Raw genomic sequence first — 21,447 nt, forward strand, 5'->3', positions numbered from 1 at the left:
GGGTACTGCGTTTGGTCCGGAGTCGGCCACCGTGAGGCCGACGGCGAGTTCGTTCGAAACGGCAGGCAGGAGAGGACGATGCACACTCCAGGTGACGAGGCGCCGTCGGCCGGGGGCCGTATGGGGGATGCCGCGGCCCGGCTGGCGGAGGACACCGCGGAACTGGCCCGGCGGGAGGTCAGGGCGATCCAGGACGAGGCCGTGACCGCGCTCAGGAGGTTCGGGACCGGCGGTGTCCTGCTGGCGGGGGCGGGCACCTGCGGCGTGCTCTCCCTGTGGGCGGCGCACGAGGCGCTGTTGCGGGCTGTCGAATCGGCCCTGCCGAGGGGAAAGGCGTCGGTGGTGCTGACGTGTGCCTACGCTTCCGCGGCCGCGGCCCTCGGCCTGGCCGCCCGCAACCGGATCCGTGCCGGGGCACGGGCCACCGCCGGGGCCATGGAGAAGGAGGCAGGCCAGCTGGAGCAGGAGCACGCGCCGATGAGGGGTGACTCCGCCGGTCGGGGCGGGGCGGGCACTGGTTCCTGAGGCGAGGAGGACGACGTACCCCAAGGAGCCGAGCTGGACAACGGCCCTGACGGCGGGCCTCCTTCAACCGCCGTCAGGGCCGCACTACTCCGGCTGGATGTCCGTGATCTCCAGTTCGCGTCCGCTGCGCAACGCCGTGGAAGGGCGATCGCAGCCCGGGCACCAGAAGAAGGGCGGCATGCCCACCGCGAACTCCTCGGCACACGGCTCGCACCAGGCGTGCGCGGGCACCGACTCGACGACGAGCTTCGCGTCGGCGAGGGCGGTGCCCGCGCGGGCCACCTCGAAGGCGAAGTCGAGGGCTTCGGGGACCACGCCCGACAGCTCGCCCACCCGTACGGTCACCGCCGCGACGGCGTCCGTTCCGTCGGCCCGTGCCAGCTCACCGGCCCGTTCGATGATCGCCGTAGCGATCGACAGCTCGTGCACCCCCGGCTCAGCGCGGGTGCCGCGCACCGGCGTGGAAGCCGGACATCCGCCAGATCCGCACCTCCCGCACCGCTCCCGGCAGCTCCTTGACCAGCAGTGCCAGGAACGCTCCGCCCAGCAGCACCGCCTCCGCCATCAGGATCCGTCTGGCCGTCATCGCCGCTCCTTGCTCACTCGTACCGCCTGTCGTTGCGCCGTCACTCGACCGGGGCGTCATCCCGGGGAGATGCTCGGCATGATCTTCATGATCGCGTTGTGCCGCTTCCAGTGGATCCCGGTGGACCGGCGCGCATCGGCGGTGCCGTCCTCGTGGTGTCCGGGCTGGTGGTGATACGGGCCCTTGTTGCCCTGGTGGATGCCGTAGACGTGGGTGGGCGTGTCCGGCTTCACCTGTGGCTTGCCGACCTTGATCCTGCCCATGTCGTTCTCCTCTCCTGCGGCCCTACGGGCGCTCGGTCAGCTCTGCGAAGAACTGTTCGACGGCGGGCCATACCCGGTCGCCGCCGGACAGCCCCCGCCACTCCCGGCGGACGAGGGCGACCAGCCGGAAACAGTCGTCGACCGGCACGATCCAGTGCTGCCGCTGGTTTCGTGCGGTGTTCACCAGCAGCGCTTCCACCTCGGGTTCCACGCCGGCCAGCTCCGGACACTTCGCCACCGCCTCCCGCCAGGCGCCCGCGTCCACCTCCCAGCGGGTGGCACCCGCCGGGCTCGGATAGTGCGCGGACACGGTCCCGTCCGTCCGGGGCACGAAGTACGCCAGACCGACGGGGACACCGAGCGGTCCCGTCTCGACCGCCGGCAGCCTCACACGCCGCTCGGGGACCAGCCGGTAGTGGCCGTCGCCCGCCGCGTCCTCCACGAAGAGCACCGAGCACGCACGGCAGGCGCACAGCGCCTCCTCACGACTGGTGTCGTACAGATGCCGGTGGTCGGCGGCGATCGGCGCGCGGCACAGGTCGCAGCGTTCCTCGGCGTCGTCCGTCGGCCGGTCGGCGGACGAGCGGATCATCCGGGCCAGGGCGCCGCCGACGGTCACGGAGCCCCCTGCGGCTGGGCAGGCCGACGCAGCACCGTGTCCAGGGGGACGAACGCGGCCTTCGGGGACTGCGGCTCCGGCACGGGCTCGACGGCCGTCAGCTCGGGCGCCACGGCGAGGACCGCCTCCCGAACGGCCTCCTCGACACCGGCGGACGCCGACCCGCACCCGGATCCGCATCCGGGGGTGCGAAGGCGGATCCGGGCGACCGGACCCTCCACTGCGGCCAGCTCCGCATCCCCGCCGCGCTCCTGGAGGGCGGGCCGGAGCCGCTCGACGGCCCGGGAGGCCCGGCGCTCGGGCGGCTCGGGGTGGATGTCGTGCAGCACCAGCAGATGATCCAGCAACTCGTCGGCGGTCAGGCGCGCGCTCAGCGCGGGGTCCGCATGATCCATCACCCGGGCCAGCGCCTCGCCGTAGACGTCGGTCAGCGCGCGGACCGCGTCGAGGGCGGCCTGAGCCGTGGGGCCGGGCGCGATCTCGACCTTCTCCAGCAGCTCGTCGATGCGGGCGAGACGCGCCATGACCTCGGCGTCGTTCAGCCGCGAGGGGGGACCGGCCCCGTCGGCCGGTTCCCCGTCGGCCCGATGATCCGGCTCAGCCATGGGAGGCTCCGTAGGTGGGGGAGTGCAGCGTGGTGAGCGTCTTGCCCTTGCCCAGGTACATGTGGACTCCGCAGGGCAGGCACGGGTCGAAGCTGCGGACCGTGCGCATGATGTCGACGCCCTTGAAGTCCTCCGGCCCGTTCTCCTCGAAGATGGGCTGGCCCTGGACGGCGTCCTCGTACGGGCCGGGGGTGCCGTAACTGTCGCGGGGGCTGGCGTTCCACGGGGTGGGCGGGTACGGGTGGTAGTTGGCGATCTTCTTGTCCTTGATCACCAGGTGGTGGGAGAGGACGCCGCGCACCGCCTCGTGGAAGCCGCAGCCGATGGCCTCGTCGGGTACCTTGAAGTCCTCGTAGACCTTGGTCTTCCCCGCGCGCACCAACTGCATGGCCTCCTCCAGGAACTGGAGGGCCATCGCGGCGGAGTAGGCGATGAAGTAGGGCCGGGCGCGGTCCCGCTCGATGGTGTTGCTCCACTTGGGGATGTGCCACTCCAGCGTCGTCTCCGGCAGCTTCTCGCTCTTGGGCAGCGAGATGCGCACGCTGTGCCCGGTGGCCTTGATGTACGGGGTGTCGACCAGGCCGTTGAGCGCCGTGGACCACAGCCGGGCGAGCGGACCGCCGCCGGTGTCCAGGGCGAGGTGCTCATCGCTGTCCTTGTGGTACCAGCGCGGACTCATCACCCAGCTGTAATTGGCGTCGAACTCGCGCTTCTGCGGCACCGGCACCGTGGTCTGGTTCCACGGGTGCCGCATGTCCACCGGGTTGCCGAGCGGGTCGTGGGTGACGAACGGCTTCTCGCCCACCCAGTCGTCGTAGTAGGAGCTGCCCAGCAGGATGCGCATCCCGAGGTTGATGTCGACCAGGTTGTTGGTGACCAGTTCGCCGTCGAGGACGATGCCGGGGGTGACGTACATCGCCTTGCCCCAGTCGTTCATGGTCTCGTAGCGGTAGTCGACGACGTCCGGGTTCTGCCAGGCGCCCCAGCAGCCGAGCATGATCCGGCGCCGGCCGACCTCCTCGTAGCCGGGCAGGGCCTCGTAGAAGAAGTCGAACACGTCGTCGTTCATCGCCACGGCCTGCTTGATGAAGTCGAGGACCCTCATCAGGCGGGAGAGGTAGTCGGTGAACGTGGTCGGCTGCGGCATCGTGCCGACGCCGCCCGGGTACATGGTCGACGGGTGGACGTGGCGGCCCTCCATGAGGCAGAACATCTCGCGGGTGATCCGGCTGACCTTGAGGGCCTCCTTGTACACCTCGCCCTCGAAGGGGTTGAAGGCGCGCATGATGTCGGCGATGGTCCGGTAGCCGTGGATGTCCCCGCGGGGGGCCTCGGTCCGCTCGGCCCGCGCCAGCACGCTCGGGTTGGTGGCCTTGACCATCCCCTCGCAGAAGTCCACGAACACCAGGTTGTCCTGGAAGATCGTGTGATCGAACATGTACTCGGCGGCCTCGCCGAGGTTGACGATGTGCTCCGCCAGCGGCGGCGGCTTGATGCCGTAGGCCATCTGCTGCGCGTAGTTCGAGCAGGTGGTGTGGTTGTCGCCGCAGATGCCGCAGATGCGTGAGGTGATGAAGCCCGCGTCGCGCGGGTCCTTGCCCTTCATGAAGACGGAGTAGCCACGGAACAGGGACGAGGTGCTGTGGCACTCCACGACTTCCTGGTTGGCGAAGTCGATCTTCGTGTAGATGCCGAGGTTCCCGATGATCCGGGTGATGGGGTCCCAGGACATGTCGACGATCTGCGGCGGTCTCCGCTCGCCCGCCCGGGTCCGGTCCTCGGTTGTGGTCATGTGCGTTCCTGCCCTCGCTGCTCGCTGTGTTCGACGGTCGGTGGTGCGGAGTCCGTTGGGCGCGGGGTCACGGTCACGGACGCCAGTGCGGGTCGTAGCCGGAGGTGAGGACCGGCTTGTTGTGGTGCCACTTGGGCTCGCGGTTGACCGTGCTGTTGGTGATGCCGCGCAGGCGGCGCATGACCGCCCCGTAGGGCTTGATGGCCATCGACGACAGGCTGGCGCCGGCGGGCTCGTCCATGAACGGCATGAACGCGTCGGGGAAGCCGGGCATGGTGCAGCCGATGCAGATGCCGCCGACGTTCGGGCAGCCACCGATGCCCGCCATCCAGCCGCGCTTGGGCACGTTGCAGTTCACCACGGGACCCCAGCAGCCCACCTTCACCTGGCACTTGGGGGAGTTGTAGTCCTTGGCGAAGTCGGCCTGCTCGTAGTAGGCCGCGCGGTCGCAGCCCTCGTGCACGGTCTTCCCGAACAGCCACTGCGGGCGCAGCATGTGGTCGAGCGGCGGTGCCGGGGAGGACCCCGCCGCGTGGTAGAGCACCCAGATCAGGGTCTCCATGAAGTTCTCCGGCTGGATGGGGCAGCCGGGGACGTTGACGACGGGCAGGGCGCCCTGCGACTTGAAGTCCCAGCCGAGGTAGTCGGCCAGGCCCATGGAGCCCGTCGGGTTGCCCGCCATCGCGTGGATGCCGCCGTACGTGGCGCAGGTGCCGGCGGCGACCACCGCCCACGCCTTCGGGGCCAGCCGGTCGATCCACCAGTTGAGGGTGAGCGGTTCGCCGGTGTCCGGGTCGTTGCCGAACGACGTCCAGTAGCCCTCGCCCTCGATGATGTTCTGGTTGGGGATCGAGCCCTCGATGACCAGGATGAACGGCGAGAGCTCGCCGCGGATCGCCGCGCGGTACGGGGCGAGGAACTCCTCGCCGCCGAGGGTGGGCGAGAGCACCTTGTTGTGCAGGTTCACCTTCGGCAGCCCGGGGATGAGGCCCTGCACGAGGTCCTCGATCGCCGGCTGGCCGGCCGCGGTGAGGGAGACGGAGTCGCCGTCGCAGCTCATGCCCTCCGAGATCCAGAGAATGCTGATCTCGTCGAAGCCGTTGCGTGCCTCGGCCCGGCTCGGTTCGGTGGCGACCTCGTGGGTGCCGCTTGCGGTCGTCATGTCCTGGGCCTCCGCTGCAGTCGGTCCCTGAATCGGTCGTACGCCGCGGCCACCGGCCCGGCGAAAGCGAGCATGGGCGGCCGGTCCGGTGCGTGCGGGTGCGGGCGGGTCGGCGCCGCCTGCTTGGCCTTCACGAGCATCCGCCCCAGCTCGTCGAGCCGCCGCTGCTCGACGGCCTCGCGCAGCTTGGGCATGAACTCGCCCTCCTCCTCGCGCACATGTGCCTCGACGTCCCGCCGCAGCCGCGCGATCAGCTCGTCGGTGCGCTCGTCGTCCTCGCCGAGCCGGTCCAGTTCCGCGAGGGTCTCCTTGACGGCCATGTGCTCGCCGAGATGGTCGTCGACCAGTTGCTCGCCGTCCGGCAGGGACTTCCTGGCGAGGGGGTAGACCATGAGCTCCTCCAGCGCCGCGTGCTTGGACAGCTCGCGGATCAGCAGCTCCACCACCGCGCGTCGCTGCGCGGGGGAGGCGGCCGAGTGGTAGTCGCGGAAGAGCTGCTCGACCATGCGGTGGTCGTGCACCAGCACCTCAAGACCGTCCATCGGACCGTCCCTTCTCCGGCCGGTCGGCCAGGTCTCGGTGCCGCTCGTGTGGCGGCAGGGGAGTCTTGGGCAGCGCGGCCGGAGCTGCGGTGTCCGGGGGATCGAGCGGCTCGATTTCGTCGGGCCGGAAGTAGTGGAAACGGCCGTACCAGCCGTGCAGCTCCGCCGCGGGGTCGTCGTCGACCGTGACGGCGACGTGGACGCTGCCGTCCACGTCGTGGAAGACGGCGGCGACCCGGGCGGTCCGTCCGGCCAGGAACATGTCCTGGGCGTCGGCCCCGCGGACCCGTGGGTGGAGGCGCACCCGGTGGCCGCTCCCCACGGGCACACCGGCGATCAGCACCGTGTCGGTCACCGGGGACAGACCGTCGTCGGCACCTTCCTGCCACCACGCCGACCGGTCGGCCGGGGCGTGGTCGGCGGGGTCTCTCCGCCCGGACGACCCCGCAGCGTGGGCGGCGAGCGGGGCTGCGCCCGGGCGTGCCGGTGGGGCGGGGGGAGCCGTGGCGTCGACGGGGCTCGGCAGGACCTCGCCGGGAAGCGCGGGGGTGTCCGGGTGCGTGGCCGCGGCGAGGGGCACGGGCGGGGCGGGCACCAGTGATCGGATGGTGCCGTGCAGCCGGGCGAGGACCTCTGGAGGCATGTTCTCGACCCGGTCGAGGATCTCGGCGGCACGCCGGTCGGTGGCGCGTGCCTCGCGCTTCTCCTCGTCGGTGAGGAGCAGGGTGCGCAGCGTCAGGATCTCGTCGATCTCCGCGGCGTCGTGGAGATCGCCCGGGCTCTCCGGTGCCACCTGCGGGTGGTCGGGGAGGATGATCGGCGCGGAGAGCAGGGCGGGTCCGGTGTGGTCGGCTCCTCCGTACGTGTCCGGCACGCCCTCGCCGCTGCGGGTGCCGACCGCGGCTGCGGGTGACCGGCCCCCGATGACGGGGAAAGTGAACTCGTTGCGGCAGTCACGCGCGTACCGCTGCAGGTCCGACGGCGGATCGATCAGCGAGACGAACTCCACGCCGTCCCCACCGACGAGCGTGTGCGTCGCGATCAGCGCATGGCGCAGCGCCTCGTCGCGAGCGGCGCGCGGATCCGGTGCGGACTCCGTGTTCTGGGTGCGGACCCGCAGTCGGCAGACGTCCTTCTCGACGCGCTCGGCCAAGAGCGTGGTTCTCGCACGGACTGCCGCCCGTCGCCGCACCACCCGACCGGCGCCGCCGGGAAGGGGGTCGATCTCCTCCCCGTCCGGCGCGCCCACGGGGAAGGTGTGCTCCCGCCGCATCAGGTCGCCCAGCGGTACGACGACATCCCGTTCCTGCGGCACCGCCTCGGCGAAGGTCAGGTGGACCGTTCCGTCGTCCGTGCGCAGCGACTCGACGGGCCGGTACCGTCCCTGCCGATCGGCCTGCTCCACCTGCTTGTGCTGCCACTGCAGGTACCGCACCCTCACCCGCACGAGCATGTCGGGACGCCCACCGTCCAGCAGGCACTCGGTCCGCTGGTACCAGGAGTCGGCGGAACCCGAGATGCCGGGCACGACGGGGCCCTCCTGCTCCACCCAGTCGCGTGGGAACAGAACGCCGAACTGCCACCGAACGCGGTTCTTGGGGGAAGACCGGCGATACGGGTAGAGCAGATAGCCCTCGTACAGGACGGCGTCGGCGACGGCGCCGAGCCGGTCCAGGGCACAGCCGCACTCGCCCGACGGCAACCTGGTGCCGTCCACGGCAGTGCACGCCGTGCCACTGCCCGCCAGAGCCTCTGTCATCCCGACTCCTGGGATTCGTACCGCGCGCCATCCCTTCCACCACCGTGACGCCTGACACCCTCCAGCGCTCCCCTGGCCCACGCTCGTTGAGCCGTCCGGGGGACGGCGGGCGACGCGGCGGGCCGAGTGCCGCGGCCGGCACGCTCAGACGGACACACGCGCAGCGGGCCCGGCCGGTCACGACTCCGACAGCCGCCTCCGCCGCTCGTTGTGCCAGGCGACGGCGCGCCGGATCTCCGGCTCGCCCAGGCCGGTCCGGCAGGCCAACTGCTCCACGGTGCGGACCGGGGGGCCGGACGTCAGGACTCGGGTGATCTTCGCCGCCCAGAGTTCCTCTTCGATGAAGGGCCGACGTCGGTACTTCTCCTTGATGGCGCAGAAGTGCGCGTCGCAGCAGGCCGTCACCCGACGAAGGCCGTCAAACCAGTCGTTGGTTTCGTGCGTGGAGGAAGAGTCCGGGACGTACCCGCTCACCGCCTCACTCGCCGGGAAAACGGCCGCGCACACGTCGCACAGTTCCACGCGGTCTTCTCGTGGGGACCGAGCGGCCTTCCTGCGCTTCCACATGGAGTCTCCTCGCTCGATGCGTCGGTCGGGGTGATTGCCCGCCCCGAACCCGATCAGCGCATGACCTGGTACACCGAGGCGGTGGTGAGTCCGTACACGAGATGGGGGATCAGGTCGGACGACCACGAGGCCAGGTCCCACGAGGTGGGATCGGTCACTTTGAGCGCGGTGGCCGGGACGTCGCTGCCCGCCATGGCGGCCGCGCCGAGCAGCGGGCCGACCGCCCAGGCGGGCAGTGTTCCGTTGCCGCGCCGCAGCAGGCCGTACACCGCGCCGACCCCGAGTCCGGTGACGTAGCCGAGGAGCGTGCCGACAGCCTGTTCGCGGTTGGCCTTGGCTTCCCCGTCACCCAAGTGGACGCCCGCGCGGTCGGCGAGACGACCTGCGACCTGGGTCGGAACTTCACTGGAGGGTCGGCCGCGCAGCAGCATGTCGCCGTAGGTCGCGAGGTTGAGTGCGATGGTGCCGACCGCGCCTGCCAGCAGGCCCTTGGTGACTGGCTGCATGGGAGCTACTCCCTTGGCGTGTGAACCGTTCTGAGGTCAGACCGCCCGAGTTCCCCGGCAGCGGTCGGCAAACAGGGCCGGGAGGCCGGTTCGGCGCGCTCCGGCAGAGCAGATCGCCGGCTGATGAACCCGGCGCATCGCCTCGTCAGTGACAGGTTGGGCTTCTTCGGGCGGGGTACTCGCAGCATCGCTCAGAATCCATCGCGCACCGGTTGTCGGCCACGGCAGCGCGCGGTTTGCCCGGTGGAACGCCTGCGTCCGGGCGCGGGCGCCGCGGCGTGCCGAGCCCACCCGTTCAGGGGCGCAATCAGGAGACAATCAGGAGAAGGGGACAGCCGTGACCGGACCGAAAAGTACGTGGTCGTCGGTCAGCCGCGCCGGCGCACGGGGGCTTGTCGCCGCCATGGCGATGACAGGTAGCCGCACAGTGGCGGCAGGTATCGCTCCGGGGGAGCGGACGCCGCCACAGGCAATCGTGGAGAAGGAGGCGCCCGTCCTCTTCTCGCGCATGGGCCGGTACCAGCGTGAGGCCGTCACCGAACTGCTCCACTGGGCGTACGGCGCAGGCGGTGGTATGGCTTTCGGGCTGCTGCCGGCACGGATCCGTCGATTCCCCGGGACCGGCGTGGCCTACGGTCTGACATTCTGGCTGGCCTTCGAGGCCGGGATCGCTCCCCTGCTCGGCATCGAGCGGGGGAGGCACCGGAAGGCGCTGTGGCTCGTGGTCATTGCGCTCGACCACGTGTTGTACGGCGTGGTGGTGGCCGGCCGTCTGGCCCCCGAGCAGGCGATCGACACCGGCCGGGCCGAAGACAGGGGCGACGACTGACGCGGGATGGCGGCGACCATGCGCTCCCCGGGCGGGTCGCCTGAGAAACTCCGCACCGACCGGACTGTGTCGAGGCGGTTTCCGATGGGAGGGACCAAGGTTGCTGGATGCACTGACGCTGATCGCGGGGGACGGCCAACGCGTCGAGCAGAGGAAGGACTTCGCACCCCTCGTCGTCCTGGCGGCCGCCGACGGCGAGCCCGTCGGCGGCCGCATGGTGAGCTTCTTCGTCGACGATCCCGAGGGCACCGGCACCGACTTCCGAGGTGGCTCGCCCGTCCGGGTCACCACGGCCTCGGACGGCACGGGAACCACGGACGTGCCGCTCATCGCGGGTGATGCTCCCGGCGCCGTGCAGATCAAGGTCATCGCCGACGGGGCGAGTTCCGCCTTCTCTCTGGAAGTGGTGTAGGGGGGCGCCAGGGCGCATACGGAACGGGGTCGCGGCGGCCGAACGCTCTGATCGCTGCTCGACGATGGATGGGGTGGTGCAGGCAAGGCCGTTTGGTCGGCCCGGGCCGTCCGGGGTCAGGCCATGTCCGAGCCCCGGAGCAGGAGCTGTGCCACAGCCATGCCGGCCACCACGATCGCCGCCCGGAACGGCCACCGGCTGGCCCGGGAGGGCAGTGCCGTGCCCGTGACCGCCACGATCCCGGCCGCGGCCGCCAGTACCCAGTCCGAGACCGTCACCGCCCCGGGCGGCCCTACGACGACCACCCCCACGGCTGCCAGCATCACGAACGGGGCCAACCACCGGCAGGCCGGCCGGCCCAGGCGCTGTGGCAGCCCGTGCACGCCGGTAGCAAGATCGTTCTCGATGTCCGGAAGGACGTTCACCAGGTGCGCGCCCACGCCCAGCAGCGCCCCCGCTGTCACCGCCCACCAGGCGGGCCAGGACGGCGACGGAAGACCGAGGGTGACGAACGCCGGCAGGGACCCGAAGGCCGCCGCATAGGGCAGCGGTGAGAGCACCGTGTGCTTCAGCCGCAGGTTGTAGGCCCAGCCCGCGGCCACCATGCCTCCCAGGTGGGCCGCTCCTGCGGCGATGCCGCTCAGCAGGGACAGCGGCACGCACAGTCCCAGTGCCGTCCCGGCCGCGACAGCCACCGTCCGGGGCGGGAGTTCACCGGTGGCGACGGGCTTGTCGCGGCGCCCGCAGGCCGTGTCGCGCTGCGCGTCGGCCGCGTCGTTGCACCAGCCGATCGAGAGCTGGCCGGCCAGCACGGCCGCGGCCACCGCCGCCGACCCCACCATCCCGCGGCCCGCCGCCACGGCCAGGGCGGTCATGAACATCGTCACGGCGAGCGCCGGCTCCAGGTGGCAGGAGCGCAGCAACGCCGGGAAACGGTGAGATGCGGCTGAGAGAACCCCAGACGGGTGGAGAGACACGTACGCAAGGTAATCCGGAGTCCAGGGCGAGGAAGGCATAAGCGACATGCGTGTCTCTGTGATCGTCGACCGTGCTCCCGCTCCGCCCGCCGCGCCGCGTCCGACGACCGTGCCCGCCCCGGGCACCACGATCGCCGCCGTCCGCACCGCGCTGCCGCCGCACCGTTATGCCCAGGAAGAGCTCACCGAGGCGATCGGTGACCTGTGCCTGCCCCCGGGAGCGGATCGCAGCGTACTGCGCCGAATGCACGCGTCCGCCGGGGTGTGCACACGGCATCTCGCCCTGCCGATCGAGCGGTACGCCGGTCTCGGCGACTTCGGGCAGAGGAACGACGCGTGGCTGACGGCGGGCCTCGAACTGGGCGAGGAAGCCCTCCTCGGGGCACTGAAGGAGGCGGGGCTCCAACCGGCCGATGTCGACCTGCTGGTGTGCGTGTCCATCACCGGCGTCGCCGCCCCGTCGCTGGACGCCCGGCTGGCCGCGCGCGTGGGGCTGCGGCCCGACGCCAAGAGACTCCCGGTGTTCGGCCTGGGCTGCGTGGCGGGCGCCGCGGGACTCGCCCGGGTGCACGACTACCTGCGCGGCCACCCCGACGACACCGCGGTGCTGCTCACTGTGGAACTGTGCTCGCTGACGCTCCAGCAGCGCGACGACTCACGCGCCAACCTCGTCGCCGGCGCCCTGTTCGGTGACGGTGCGGCGGCGCTCGTCGCACGGGGTGGCGGTGGTGGTGGCAGGAACAGCGGCAGGGCCGGGCCTTCGGTGGTCGCCACGCGAAGTCACCTGTATCCGGACACCGAACGACTGCTGGGGTGGGACATCGGCGCCGACGGGTTCCGTGTCGTCATCGACGCCGGTGTCCCCGGCCTGGTGCGGGACCACTTCGGCCGGCACGTGGGCGCCTTCCTGACCGAACACGGCCTGACCGCCGACGACATCGGAACCTGGGTGTGTCATCCGGGAGGCCCCAGGGTGCTTGCCGCCGTGACCGACACCCTCGGCCTGCCCGGCGACGCCCTGGACTCCGCGTGGCGCTCACTCGCGGCGGTGGGGAACATGTCCTCCGCCTCCGTCCTGCACATCCTGCAGTGCGTGGGGGACTGCGCTCCGCCCGAGCCCGGTACATGGGGACTGCTCCTGGCGATGGGCCCGGGATTCTGTTCCGAACTCGTCCTGCTGCGCTGGTGAGTGTCCTCGTGCCCTGGTACACGCTTCTCGTCCTCGCCGTCGCGGCCGAACGCGTCGCCGAACTGCTCGTAGCCCGGCGCAACGCCGCCTGGACCCTCGCCCGCGCCGGGGTGGAGCACGGCCGTGGCCACTACCCGGTCATGGTCGTCCTGCACACCGGCCTGCTCGCGTGCTGTCTGCTCGAACCCGTGCTCGCCGACCGGCCGTTCCTGCCCGCTCTGGGGTGGCCCATGCTGGCGCTCGCCGTACTTGCCCAGGCCCTGCGCTGGTGGTGCATCACCACACTCGGGCCGTACTGGAACACCCGGGTCATCGTCGTTCCCGGAGCGCGCCTGGTCGGCGCGGGCCCCTACCGTTTCCTGCGCCACCCCAACTACGTGGCGGTCGTCGTGGAAATCGCCGCCCTGCCCCTCGTGCACTCCGCATGGCTGACCGCGGCGGTGTTCACCGTCGCCAACGCGGCGCTGCTCACGGTCCGTGTCCGCTGCGAGAACGCGGCCCTCACGCAAGCGGCGTCCGCGTGAGCGGCTGCCACGACCTGCTGATCGTCGGAGGGGGACCCGCGGGCCTCGCCACCGCCCTGCACGCCGCCCGCGCCGGGCTCGACCCCGTCATCGCCGAGCCACGCCGGGCGCCGGTCGACAAGGCGTGCGGGGAGGGCCTGATGCCCGGCGCCGTCCGCGCCCTCACCGCTCTCGGCCTGCGGGTCCCGGGCCACCTCCTCACCGGCATCGGCTACGTCCAGGGACCCCGCCGGGTCCAGGCCGCGTTCCGGCACGGCCCCGGCCTCGGTGTGCGCCGCACCGACCTGCACAGCGCCCTGCATCGGGCCGTCCTGGACGCGGGGGTGCCGGTCCTGCCGCTGAGGGTGGCGGAAGTACGGCAGGACACCACGGGCGTGACCGTCCCCGGCACGGGGCTGCGTGCCCGCTGGCTGGTCGCTGCGGACGGCCTGCACTCAGCCGTGCGCCGCTCCCTCGGCCTGGAGGTGAGGACCCGAGGGGCACCCCGATACGGGCTGCGTCGGCACTATGCCGTGCCGCCCTGGTCGCCCTACGTCGAGGTGCACTGGGGCGCGCACGCGGAGGCGTACGTCACCCCGCTCGGCCCCGCGCTCGTCGGCGTCGCCCTGCTGACGACCCGGCGCGCCCCCTACACCACCCAACTGGAGTGCTTCCCCGAACTGGCGGCCCGCCTGCCCCCGGAAGCGGCCGTCACCGCGGTGCGAGGCGCGGGACCACTGCGTCAGAGAGCCCGTACCCGCGTCCATGGGCGGGTCCTGCTCGTGGGCGACGCCGCCGGGTACATCGACGCGCTGACCGGTGAGGGCATCTCCCTCGCTCTCACCGGCGCCGAGACCCTGGTCGCCAACGTGCGCCGCGGCACACCGAACCGCTACGAGACCGACTGGAGCCGAGCGACACGCCGCCACCGGCTCCTGACGGAACTTCTGCTGACGGTCCGACAGCAGCCCGCGCTCGCCCCGCACATCATGCCCACGGCCGCACGCCTGCCCCGCCTGTTCTCGGCAGCGGTGAACGCACTGGCGTGAGACTTCGACCGTGCCAGACAGTCCGTGGTCGGCGCCGGTGAGGACGGCGTACCGCGCTGAACCCCGGCACCCTCGTGGACGCGGGTGCCGGAGGAGGGGCGCCGATCAGGCGGTGAACCGGCCGAGTGGCCTGTCCAGGCGTACGCGGCTGTGCCCTGGTCGCAGAGGCCGCGACTTCACCCCAGGCGGCGTCGCAGTGCGAGCGGTCCAGCAGGCAGCTCTCGGCCTCGGCGGCGAGAAGTACGTGTCCGTGACGGCATCGGAGCGGACCCGGTCACCTGCCCGACGGCCACGGATCAAGGATGGCGCCCCGGGCGCACCGCGGACACTTCGAACACGTCTCCGCAGACCCGGAACGATCGACCATCGGTGCGCAGCGCCCAAGTGGAACCCGGCGGGTAGGCCTGCACCTGGTCGGCGGGCTGCCAACAGGGCTTGTCCGACACGCCCTCGTTGACGGTGCGCAGGGCCGCGTAGGCGCTGGCGCCCGGTTCCAGTTCGACCGCCGGGCGCACGTCGCCCGCGCGCTCGGCGGGCTCGCCGATGCGCTTCCCGGAGCCGTCGAGGAGGGTCACGCCGGGAAAGCCACGCAGTCGGCACTTCTCCGGCCCGGTGTTGGTGAACACCAGTGGCGCGTACACGTTGCCCGCGCCGGGGGAGAGGCGGCCCAGGGAGAGGCCCAGGTGATCGGTGGTGCAGCGAGGTACCGCCTCCGGGGACGCGGCCGGAGCGGGGGCGGCACCGGGCGTGGACGGTGAGCCGTTCGCCCGGGCCGACGGCGTTGTGGTCACCGTGTTCGGCGTGGTCGCGGACGCCGGTGGCGCGGCGGAGTCGTTGCCGCAGGCGGTGATCAGAGCCAAGCCGGACAACGCGGCGACACCGAGCGGCCCCGGGCGTGGACCGCGGGGGTGTCGGCCGGCGACGGGACGGTGCATGGGACCTCCTGGCGGAAGAAGGCCGTCCGCCACGGTGGGCGGCCGGGTGTATGGGCACTGCGTGCCCGGGCTGGGCGCCGCCACACGGACCCGCCCGGATTCTCGGCGTGCCGGGCACCGAAGCGCGACAGGTCCGCTTGGCCGACGGTGCACAGGACGACGGGCAGGCACTGCTCCACAAAGGTGGTCTGCGCCGGGGCGGCGGTGCACGGTTGTCCCAGGCATCGCCCTCGCGTGCGGAATGGGCGGACATATCGGCACAGACAGAGTTAAGCCCCACGATAGGACCAGGCTGGGTGCATCTCAGATACCTGGCACATGGGCTTCGTGCCTCACTGCGCAACAACGGGCAGGCCTGCGGATTCTCGGGTTCGATCACTGTCGCCATGGCCTTGCTGAACGCCGAAGCCGAGATGTCCGGAGTGGCACACTTCATCAGTGTGGTTTCCGTAAGGGACATCGGTACTGCTGGCCTGGGCCATCACCCACTTCGCACAGCGGGCTCAGGAGTCGTCGTCCCACGGCGATCAGACTGAGCGGAAGACCGGTGCAGAAGAGCAGGAACGCCACGGTGACGTTCACCCGTCCGGGCGCGCTGGGCAGGGCGTGGGCGGCGGGCGGCCGCCAGGGTGGAGGGTGCTGGGGCCCATCGACGTATCTCCTCCAGCGCGTAGACGGCGCCGCTCTGTCGCCGGCACCCGCCCGTCCCGCACGCTCCGGGGTCACAACTGGGGCCGCTGGCCCGCCGCGGGGGAGCGGTGGGCCAGGCCTCGGGGTGCAGGCTCAGGCGCGTCCGCGTGCCATCGCCGTCGTCATGAGCCCGAGGACCACGGCGAGGGCCCCGGTGGCGGTGTTGCTGGCGATGGTGCCCGTGGTCGTTGAAGCGTTCTGGATCACCCAGGGGGCGATGATCGCCCAGGCTCCGATGGCGGCTGCCGCCCAGCCCATGCCGAAGGTTCGCTCGAAGGCCGAGCCGAAGCCGAGGGCCAGGACTGCCAGGGCGATACCGGTGACGAGGTTGCTCACGGCCAGCGGGTTGCCGTTGAACCCGACCACCCAGGGGGAGATCGCCAGGTACAGGCCGGCCAGCAGGGTCAGCCCCTCCGTGGCCTGCGCGGACGGCTTCGCCGATTTCGCGGCTGCTCGTGCCCGCATGGCCTGGATGTCAGGGTGCTCCTCGATACGCGAGTGCATGGCCACGTCGGCCATCTCCCTTCTCTCTCTCTTAAGTCTGTTTTGTCCTGCGTATCCGTTATGCCCGCGGCGCAATCATGAGATGGTGCCAATATTTTTGATCTCTGACTCCTACCATTCGCCTCGACCCGGTACGCGCACGTCGGCGATGACGAAGCCGCTGCGCCACGGTGACGCCTTCGCCCGGGCAGCGGTGGGTGGTCCGTGGATCGCCCCCACCCTGGGGGATGAACTCGTCGCGATCGGGCTCGTGTTCGAGGAATCGCTGCGGCCTGAACGTGTACGGATCGCCCCACAGCTCCTGGTCGTGGTCCTGCCCGTAGACGTCCAGGACCAGCAGTCTCCCGGCCGGGAGGTCTTCGCCGCGCCAGGACAGGTGCCCGGCCGCGTAACCGGCGAGGAAGGGAGTGAACGGATAGAAGCGGCGGACCTCCTGGGCGAACGCCGTCGCGTAGGCGTCGTCACCTTCCCGCAGCGGTTCGCGGTGCTGGGGCCACCGGTGCAGGGCATGGCCGGCGAAGGCCAGGTACCAGCCGACGGCGACCGTCGGCCGCAGGACGTTCAGCAGTTCCACCGCAGCGGGCCTCGGATCCAGCAGCCCGTCCGTATCCCGGTGGTCGCAGATCCGTTCGAGCATCGAGTCCGCGGGTGCGGTGACGCGGCCCCAGTGTGGCGAAGCCGTCGACCAGGGCGAGCAGAGCACGGGACATCGGCCGGGCATCCCTGTCGGCCAGGGGAGTCCCGGTCCACCGGCACACCGCGCGAGTGACGATGACACCCGTCTCGTCGAGGAGCACGACGCGGTCACGATCGTCCCAGGACGGCACCAACTCGTCCCACGCCTCGACCACCTGCCCGGCCAGGCCGTCGATGACCTCCGTCCATCAGCGGCAGGAACAGCCCTCTGCGGACCCGATGAGGTACGCCGTCGAAGGTCTGTACGCCGCCGTGCCCGAACAGCGTGCTGAGGACGGGTTCGGGAACGACACCGTGACGCCGCACGTTCCGCTCGTCGTGGAAGAACCGCACGGCGTCTCGTCCCCGCACGACCAGCGCGGGGCGCCCCATGAGCCGAGTGCGCAGCACCTGGTCCGGGCTCTCTCGCATACGGTTCGGTAGCCAGGCGTAGCCCTGCGCGAGCAGTGCCGGAGTACGGCCGGTCAGCGGTCGGCGAAATGCGTCCGTGCAGACGGAGCGCCCGTCCCCGGGCAGAGCTTCCCTCACACAGTTCGCAGTGCGCCCACTGCCGCCCCTGCGTCCGTGCCCTGGCTCCGACCGACCCGGCGGCGGTGTTCTCCGCCCTTGGCCGTAAGGCGGTCAAAGGGCGTAGCGGCACCCTGCTGAACGGGGAGGCGGGACTGAACGATCCGGCGGGCGTCCGCCCTGCTGGCCCGGGTGCTGGAACTGAGCGGACATACCGCTTGAAGCGGTCGGGTACGTCGCCCTGGTCTTCGCCGTGCACCTCGCCGTCGGAACCGCCATCGGGATCGCGGGCGGCCTCGGCCTGCGGTGGCTGCTGCGCCGGGTACGCCTTCCCGAGGGCGGCTTGTACTCGCTCGCCGTGCCGGCGGGCGCCCTTGTGATCTACGGCGTGACGACCGTCGCGCACGGCTCCGGGTTTCTGGCGGTCTTCGCCACAGGGGCCTGCTTGCCTCCTCGCGCTGGAGCCGTGCCGATTCTGCTGGGCAGCTTCCTGGTCACCGGTCATGCCGCCCACGGCCGGTCCAGCCCGGCGCGGCCACCGAGGACACGCGTTCCCTGCAGCCAGGACCTCATCCGTCGTCGCCCGTCAGCGGCGCACGGCCCCAAGAGAACCGAGGAGGGACCGCGGGGTTGGCGCCGGGCGGCCGTGGTCAGTGCCTGCGGCCGTGTGGCCATCGGCCGGCCAGGGCCTCGTCGACGCGTTCGGTCAGCTTGGTGAGCCGGAAGTGCTCGGTGGCGTGGAGGTCCTGGGCGTCGATGGTGGAGCGCAGCCGGGTGAGTGCGGCGGTGATGGGCGGGTGCTGGTCGGGTGTGCTGGACCAGGCGAGTTCGCGCAGCAGCATCGTGATGCGGGTCAGGACGGCGGGCTCGGCGGCGCCGTAGCGCAGGGGCTGCTCCACCGCCAGATCCAGCAGATCCTGCAGGTCCGGGCGTCGCAGCACGACTCTGACCTGCTGGTGATCGTCGCGTAGCAGCCGGGGTCCGAGGTCACGGTGCGCCAGCTCGCACAGCAGGGCGGAGGAGTGGGACAGGGCGTGGATGGCGGTGGTCGGGTCGTTGATCCCCGGGGAGAGCGCTTTGGCGGCGATGTCGGTGAGCTGCCGGAGTCCGAAGGCGATGTCCTGGAGGTCGGTGCGTTCGCCACCGGTGCGCACCGCGTCGCGGACTCCTTCGGCCAGGCGTGTCGGTGTGCCGGGGGAGAACGGCTCTCCGGTGCGCGGCCAGACGGCTCCCATGGGCGTGCCGGCGATCAGCGAGCTTCCGGGGCAGCGGTCGATGAGCACCAGGGCATCGGCTTCGACGGCTGCCTTCAGGAGGGCCTCCTCGTCCACGAAGGTGAGGAAGCCGGAGCTGCCGACGGTCAGGGTCAGCGCGTTCGCGGGCGGTTCCGGTGGTGCGGCAGGAGGGCTCCCGGCGGCGGGATCCCCGTCGGCCCTGTCCTGCTTCTCCGCAAGGATCCGGTGAAGGGTGCGGTCGGCGGCGGAGTGGACGCTGTTCATCATCGTCTCGATCCGGATCTCGCGTGCCAGGTGCGACAGGAACAGCACCAGGCCGAGCACGCTGGCCAGGGTGAGCACGAAGGCCACGGTGACCGACACATGGGGGACGAACTCCGTCTGCCGGTCCTCGTCGGTGCGCACGGTGCGCAGCACGGTGAGGGCGTAGGTGAACGTCGTGAGGAACAGCGCCAGGGTCGTCTGGACGTACCGGTCCGCGGTGAAGGTGCGCAACAGACGTGGGGAGAACTGGCTGCTTGCCAGTTGCAGCGTCAGCACGGTGAGCGAGAAGGTCAGTGCCGTGACCGTGACCAGTGAGCCGGCGATCGCCGTCAGCACCGAGCGGGCGGCATCGGCGCTGCCGCCGAACAGGTAGTCCTGCAGCCAGGACGGCATGTTGCGCCCGATCCGCTCATCCAGCCGGGGCAGGCCCACACCCGCGACGACGGCGAGCAGGACACCCAGCGTCGGCAGCGGCCAGAGCTGGACCCGGAGCGTGTCACGCATCGGCGCCGGGGGAGGGCTTCGGCATCAGCACAACCTCAGGCTACCGAGCACGGCGAATGAGACAACTTGGGTGGCGCTGGGGTGTGGTAGGCAGAGGTCGCACAGATGCACCACAGTGGATTTCCCGGACATGTGTGGTTCGCTTCATTTGGGATGGATAGTCGGCCCGCATGGAAGCAATGGGAGTCATCTGTCGGCACGGGGGCGGGCGTGTGTGGAGGCGGCTCGCCGGGGTGCTGTGTGTGCCGGTTGTCGCGTTGTCGCTGCTGGTGGGCTGCGGCCGGGAGAATCCGCTGAACGAACCCTCAGAGCGGTTCGAGATGGTCGAGGTCGATTTTGAGCGTGCCATCCGCCTGTCGGTGGCCGAGGTGACCGGAGGAGAGCTGGTTGCTTTGGAGCTGAAGGATCCCGAGTCCGTGTCGCCCGTCTGGGAGAGCCGGATCGCGGACCAGGAGGGACGGCTCACGACGGTGCGGATCGAGGCGACCCGGGGCGAGGTGCTGGGGACGAGTCCGGGCCCCGACCGGACGGACTCCGAGCGGCAGGAACTGACGCGGCTCCTGGAGGAGGCGCGGCTGCTGCCGGGCCAGGCGGCACGCGAGGTGGCCGATACGACGAACGGCGCGGTCGTCCCCGCCATCGAACTGGAGGGGCGTGACGGCGAACCGGTCTGGAAGGTCAGTGTCCTCGGCGTGGGCGACGAGTCGGCGACGGTCCATGTGGTGGACGCGAGGACGGGCGAGGTCCTGGAACGCCGCCCGGCCTGACGGGACGCGGGGCGCTCCCGCCGTCGGGGACGTCAGGGGGATGGGATGTGGCGGCCGGTCACTGTGCATCACGGGGGAGAGCCTGCTGGTCGGCGAGCGCGATGGCCAGTGCTCCGGCGGCCGTGGGGTGCAGGGGAGCGCGGTCGGTCGCCCCCTGGACGTACGGTTGTGCGCTGCACAGCCCGTGCCCGGTGAAGTCCGGCCGCACCGGGGTGAAGCCGGCGGTCTCCGCTCCCTGCCGCAGGACGGCGTTGAGCGCGGCCAGCCGGGAGCGCAGGACGTGCACCTTCTGCCGGGTGAGACCTTCCTCGCGGAGGCAGTCGACGTCGGGGCCGAAGGGGTCGTAGTACTCGTTCACCAGTACAGCGGGGTCCTGGGGGAGCGCGGCCAGCTGGCGCAGCAGCGTTCGGTAGTCGAGGGCGAACCGGGCGAGGCGGTTTTGGAAGAAGGCGGTGGATGCGCGGTCGTCGCAGGTCGGTGAGGCCGCGCACAGCTTGACCAGGTCTGCCCAACGCACGTCGTTGGCCCCGACGCTCACCAGGACGACGGACGCTTCCGTGGCCCGCCGCGCCTGGGCCAGCTGCGGCGGGGCCACCTTGTCGCCGAGGATCTGCACGCCGAGGATGCCGTCCCGGATCGTGGCCCCTGAGCAGGCCAGGTTGAGCACGCGCCAGTCGTTGGCTCGGGCCAGCGCCCGTGGGTAGGAGTCCGCACTGCGCTGACATGCCGTGTCCAGCTCGCCGGGGTCGGGGAGCGGGCCGTTGCCGGTGCCTGCCGCGGTCGAGTCGCCGAGGGCCACCGCCCGCACGTCGCCCAGTGGCGGACCTTCGGCCCTGGGCACCGGGGCCAGGGGGCTGTCGCCCACCAGGTCCTGCAGCGACCGTACCTCGCGCAGCGCCTGCGGGGTTTCCGAGGCCAGCAGATAGAAGCCGACGGCGTTGACCGCGGCCACCAGGGCGACGCCGCCGGCCAGTACGAGGATGGTGCGACCTGGTGGCATGCGGCGCAGTCCCGTCCAGGTGGCCAGGGGGAGCAGCACCAGCCCGGCGGCCACCGCGGTCTCCCACGCTCCGTATCGGACCCAGCCCGCCGCGAGTTTCCGGCCCACCTCCAGGGTGAGCCGGTCATGGTCGCCGGACCGCAGCAGCCGGGCCACCTCGGCGTCCTGTTCGATGTGCGTCAGTTCGAGCCGAGGCCTGATCGGCCCGTCGAAGTGGGGCCGGGTGGGGATGCTCTGGCCGAACAGGTCGAGCTGCCCGGGACCGGACAGACTCCACTCCAGCGGCGCGGCGCCCACCCGCACCGTCTGGCCGGCCGCCGACACCGGTTGCAGCGGAGTGATCCGCACCGCCAGCCACACCGCTCCCAGCGCAAGAGCCGCGAGCCCGAGAACGTACAAGGCGGCGACCGCGACCCGGCGTCGCATCCCGCGATCCTTCCGTGGTGTCGGTTGTTTCCGC

24 protein-coding genes are annotated in these 21,447 nt (G+C 71.3%); 7 read left to right on the forward strand and 17 right to left on the reverse strand.

Going from position 1 to position 21,447, the window contains the following annotated elements:
- Positions 1-78: 78 nt before the first annotated feature.
- A complete protein-coding gene (locus tag KWI83_RS19895; RefSeq protein ID WP_218515718.1) occupies positions 79-525 on the forward strand; it encodes a phage holin family protein in 447 nt (148 codons plus the stop codon).
- Between the two features lie 84 nt (positions 526-609).
- Here the strand turns inward: KWI83_RS19895 and hypA are convergent, their stop codons facing one another.
- From hypA to KWI83_RS19950, 11 genes are all read right to left on the reverse strand, one after another.
- Positions 610-954: a hydrogenase maturation nickel metallochaperone HypA gene (gene hypA, locus KWI83_RS19900; protein ID WP_218515719.1), complete on the reverse strand. Its 345-nt coding sequence runs from the start codon at positions 952-954 to the stop codon at positions 610-612.
- Positions 955-961: 7 nt separating this feature from the next.
- A complete protein-coding gene (locus KWI83_RS19905) occupies positions 962-1,111 on the reverse strand; it encodes a hypothetical protein (RefSeq protein WP_218515720.1) in 150 nt (49 codons plus the stop codon).
- 56 nt (positions 1,112-1,167) lie between these two features.
- Entirely contained in the window at positions 1,168-1,374 is a 207-nt protein-coding gene (locus tag KWI83_RS19910) for a hypothetical protein (protein WP_218515721.1), read from the reverse strand.
- A 22-nt stretch (positions 1,375-1,396) separates the two neighbouring features.
- Positions 1,397-1,993 carry a DUF5947 family protein gene (locus tag KWI83_RS19915; protein WP_218515722.1) on the reverse strand — a complete coding sequence of 199 codons (597 nt, stop codon included), beginning with the start codon at positions 1,991-1,993 and terminating at the stop codon, positions 1,397-1,399.
- On the reverse strand, positions 1,990-2,598 hold the full coding sequence (locus KWI83_RS19920; protein ID WP_218515723.1) for a NifU family protein: 609 nt from the start codon (positions 2,596-2,598) through the stop codon (positions 1,990-1,992). The genes KWI83_RS19915 and KWI83_RS19920 overlap by 4 nt, the downstream gene beginning before the upstream one ends.
- Positions 2,591-4,390 carry a nickel-dependent hydrogenase large subunit gene (locus KWI83_RS19925; protein WP_218515724.1) on the reverse strand — a complete coding sequence of 600 codons (1,800 nt, stop codon included), beginning with the start codon at positions 4,388-4,390 and terminating at the stop codon, positions 2,591-2,593. The genes KWI83_RS19920 and KWI83_RS19925 overlap by 8 nt, the downstream gene beginning before the upstream one ends.
- A 73-nt stretch (positions 4,391-4,463) precedes the next feature.
- Complete coding sequence (locus tag KWI83_RS19930; protein ID WP_218515725.1) at positions 4,464-5,552, reverse strand: hydrogenase expression protein HypE; 1,089 nt, start codon at positions 5,550-5,552, stop codon at positions 4,464-4,466.
- A complete protein-coding gene (locus KWI83_RS19935) occupies positions 5,549-6,094 on the reverse strand; it encodes a hemerythrin domain-containing protein (RefSeq protein WP_218515726.1) in 546 nt (181 codons plus the stop codon). Before KWI83_RS19935 ends, KWI83_RS19930 begins: the two co-directional genes overlap by 4 nt.
- Complete coding sequence (locus tag KWI83_RS19940) at positions 6,081-7,853, reverse strand: hypothetical protein (RefSeq protein WP_256362542.1); 1,773 nt, start codon at positions 7,851-7,853, stop codon at positions 6,081-6,083. Before KWI83_RS19940 ends, KWI83_RS19935 begins: the two co-directional genes overlap by 14 nt.
- A 177-nt stretch (positions 7,854-8,030) precedes the next feature.
- A complete protein-coding gene (locus tag KWI83_RS19945; protein ID WP_218515727.1) occupies positions 8,031-8,420 on the reverse strand; it encodes a hypothetical protein in 390 nt (129 codons plus the stop codon).
- Positions 8,421-8,473: 53 nt separating this feature from the next.
- Positions 8,474-8,926 (reverse strand): hypothetical protein, encoded by a 453-nt coding sequence (locus KWI83_RS19950; protein ID WP_218515728.1) that lies wholly within the window; start codon positions 8,924-8,926, stop codon positions 8,474-8,476.
- A 337-nt stretch (positions 8,927-9,263) separates the two neighbouring features.
- Here KWI83_RS19950 and KWI83_RS19955 point away from each other — a divergent pair, with 337 nt between their 5' ends.
- Both KWI83_RS19955 and KWI83_RS19960 read left to right on the forward strand, forming a co-directional pair.
- Positions 9,264-9,755 (forward strand): DUF1440 domain-containing protein, encoded by a 492-nt coding sequence (locus KWI83_RS19955; protein WP_218515729.1) that lies wholly within the window; start codon positions 9,264-9,266, stop codon positions 9,753-9,755.
- Positions 9,756-9,855: 100 nt separating this feature from the next.
- Positions 9,856-10,167: a hypothetical protein gene (locus KWI83_RS19960; protein WP_218515730.1), complete on the forward strand. Its 312-nt coding sequence runs from the start codon at positions 9,856-9,858 to the stop codon at positions 10,165-10,167.
- Between the two features lie 116 nt (positions 10,168-10,283).
- Here KWI83_RS19960 and KWI83_RS19965 read toward each other — a convergent pair whose 3' ends face one another.
- Positions 10,284-11,183, reverse strand: a complete 900-nt coding sequence (locus KWI83_RS19965; RefSeq protein WP_218515833.1) for a UbiA family prenyltransferase — start codon at positions 11,181-11,183, stop codon at positions 10,284-10,286.
- Between the two features lie 7 nt (positions 11,184-11,190).
- Here KWI83_RS19965 and KWI83_RS19970 point away from each other — a divergent pair, with 7 nt between their 5' ends.
- From KWI83_RS19970 to KWI83_RS19980, 3 genes are read left to right on the forward strand one after another with little or no spacing between them, the layout of a single operon-like run.
- A complete protein-coding gene (locus KWI83_RS19970) occupies positions 11,191-12,333 on the forward strand; it encodes a type III polyketide synthase (protein WP_218515731.1) in 1,143 nt (380 codons plus the stop codon).
- Positions 12,334-12,341: 8 nt separating this feature from the next.
- The gene (locus tag KWI83_RS19975) at positions 12,342-12,857 is read left to right on the forward strand and encodes an isoprenylcysteine carboxyl methyltransferase family protein (RefSeq protein ID WP_218515834.1); all 516 of its coding nucleotides are present in this window, start codon (positions 12,342-12,344) and stop codon (positions 12,855-12,857) included.
- Positions 12,854-13,885 (forward strand): NAD(P)/FAD-dependent oxidoreductase, encoded by a 1,032-nt coding sequence (locus KWI83_RS19980; RefSeq protein ID WP_218515732.1) that lies wholly within the window; start codon positions 12,854-12,856, stop codon positions 13,883-13,885. Before KWI83_RS19975 ends, KWI83_RS19980 begins: the two co-directional genes overlap by 4 nt.
- Before the next feature lie 296 nt (positions 13,886-14,181).
- Here the strand turns inward: KWI83_RS19980 and KWI83_RS19985 are convergent, their stop codons facing one another.
- From KWI83_RS19985 to KWI83_RS20000, 4 genes are all read right to left on the reverse strand, one after another.
- Positions 14,182-14,820: a DUF4232 domain-containing protein gene (locus KWI83_RS19985; protein WP_218515733.1), complete on the reverse strand. Its 639-nt coding sequence runs from the start codon at positions 14,818-14,820 to the stop codon at positions 14,182-14,184.
- Positions 14,821-15,603: 783 nt separating this feature from the next.
- Entirely contained in the window at positions 15,604-16,014 is a 411-nt protein-coding gene (locus KWI83_RS19990; RefSeq protein ID WP_218515835.1) for an SPW repeat protein, read from the reverse strand.
- A gap of 58 nt (positions 16,015-16,072) precedes the next feature.
- Positions 16,073-16,651 carry a cytochrome P450 gene (locus tag KWI83_RS40025; RefSeq protein ID WP_308122117.1) on the reverse strand — a complete coding sequence of 193 codons (579 nt, stop codon included), beginning with the start codon at positions 16,649-16,651 and terminating at the stop codon, positions 16,073-16,075.
- Positions 16,652-17,867: 1,216 nt separating this feature from the next.
- On the reverse strand, positions 17,868-19,220 hold the full coding sequence (locus tag KWI83_RS20000; protein WP_218515734.1) for a DUF2254 domain-containing protein: 1,353 nt from the start codon (positions 19,218-19,220) through the stop codon (positions 17,868-17,870).
- A gap of 242 nt (positions 19,221-19,462) precedes the next feature.
- Here KWI83_RS20000 and KWI83_RS20005 point away from each other — a divergent pair, with 242 nt between their 5' ends.
- Complete coding sequence (locus KWI83_RS20005; protein WP_218515735.1) at positions 19,463-19,987, forward strand: PepSY domain-containing protein; 525 nt, start codon at positions 19,463-19,465, stop codon at positions 19,985-19,987.
- A 58-nt stretch (positions 19,988-20,045) separates the two neighbouring features.
- On the opposite strand, the gene KWI83_RS20010 is transcribed toward KWI83_RS20005, so the two are convergent.
- A complete protein-coding gene (locus KWI83_RS20010; RefSeq protein ID WP_256362543.1) occupies positions 20,046-21,413 on the reverse strand; it encodes an SGNH/GDSL hydrolase family protein in 1,368 nt (455 codons plus the stop codon).
- Positions 21,414-21,447 lie beyond the last annotated feature (34 nt).

This window comes from Streptomyces sp. TRM70350 (assembly GCF_019219825.1).
Taxonomy (GTDB): domain Bacteria; phylum Actinomycetota; class Actinomycetes; order Streptomycetales; family Streptomycetaceae; genus Streptomyces.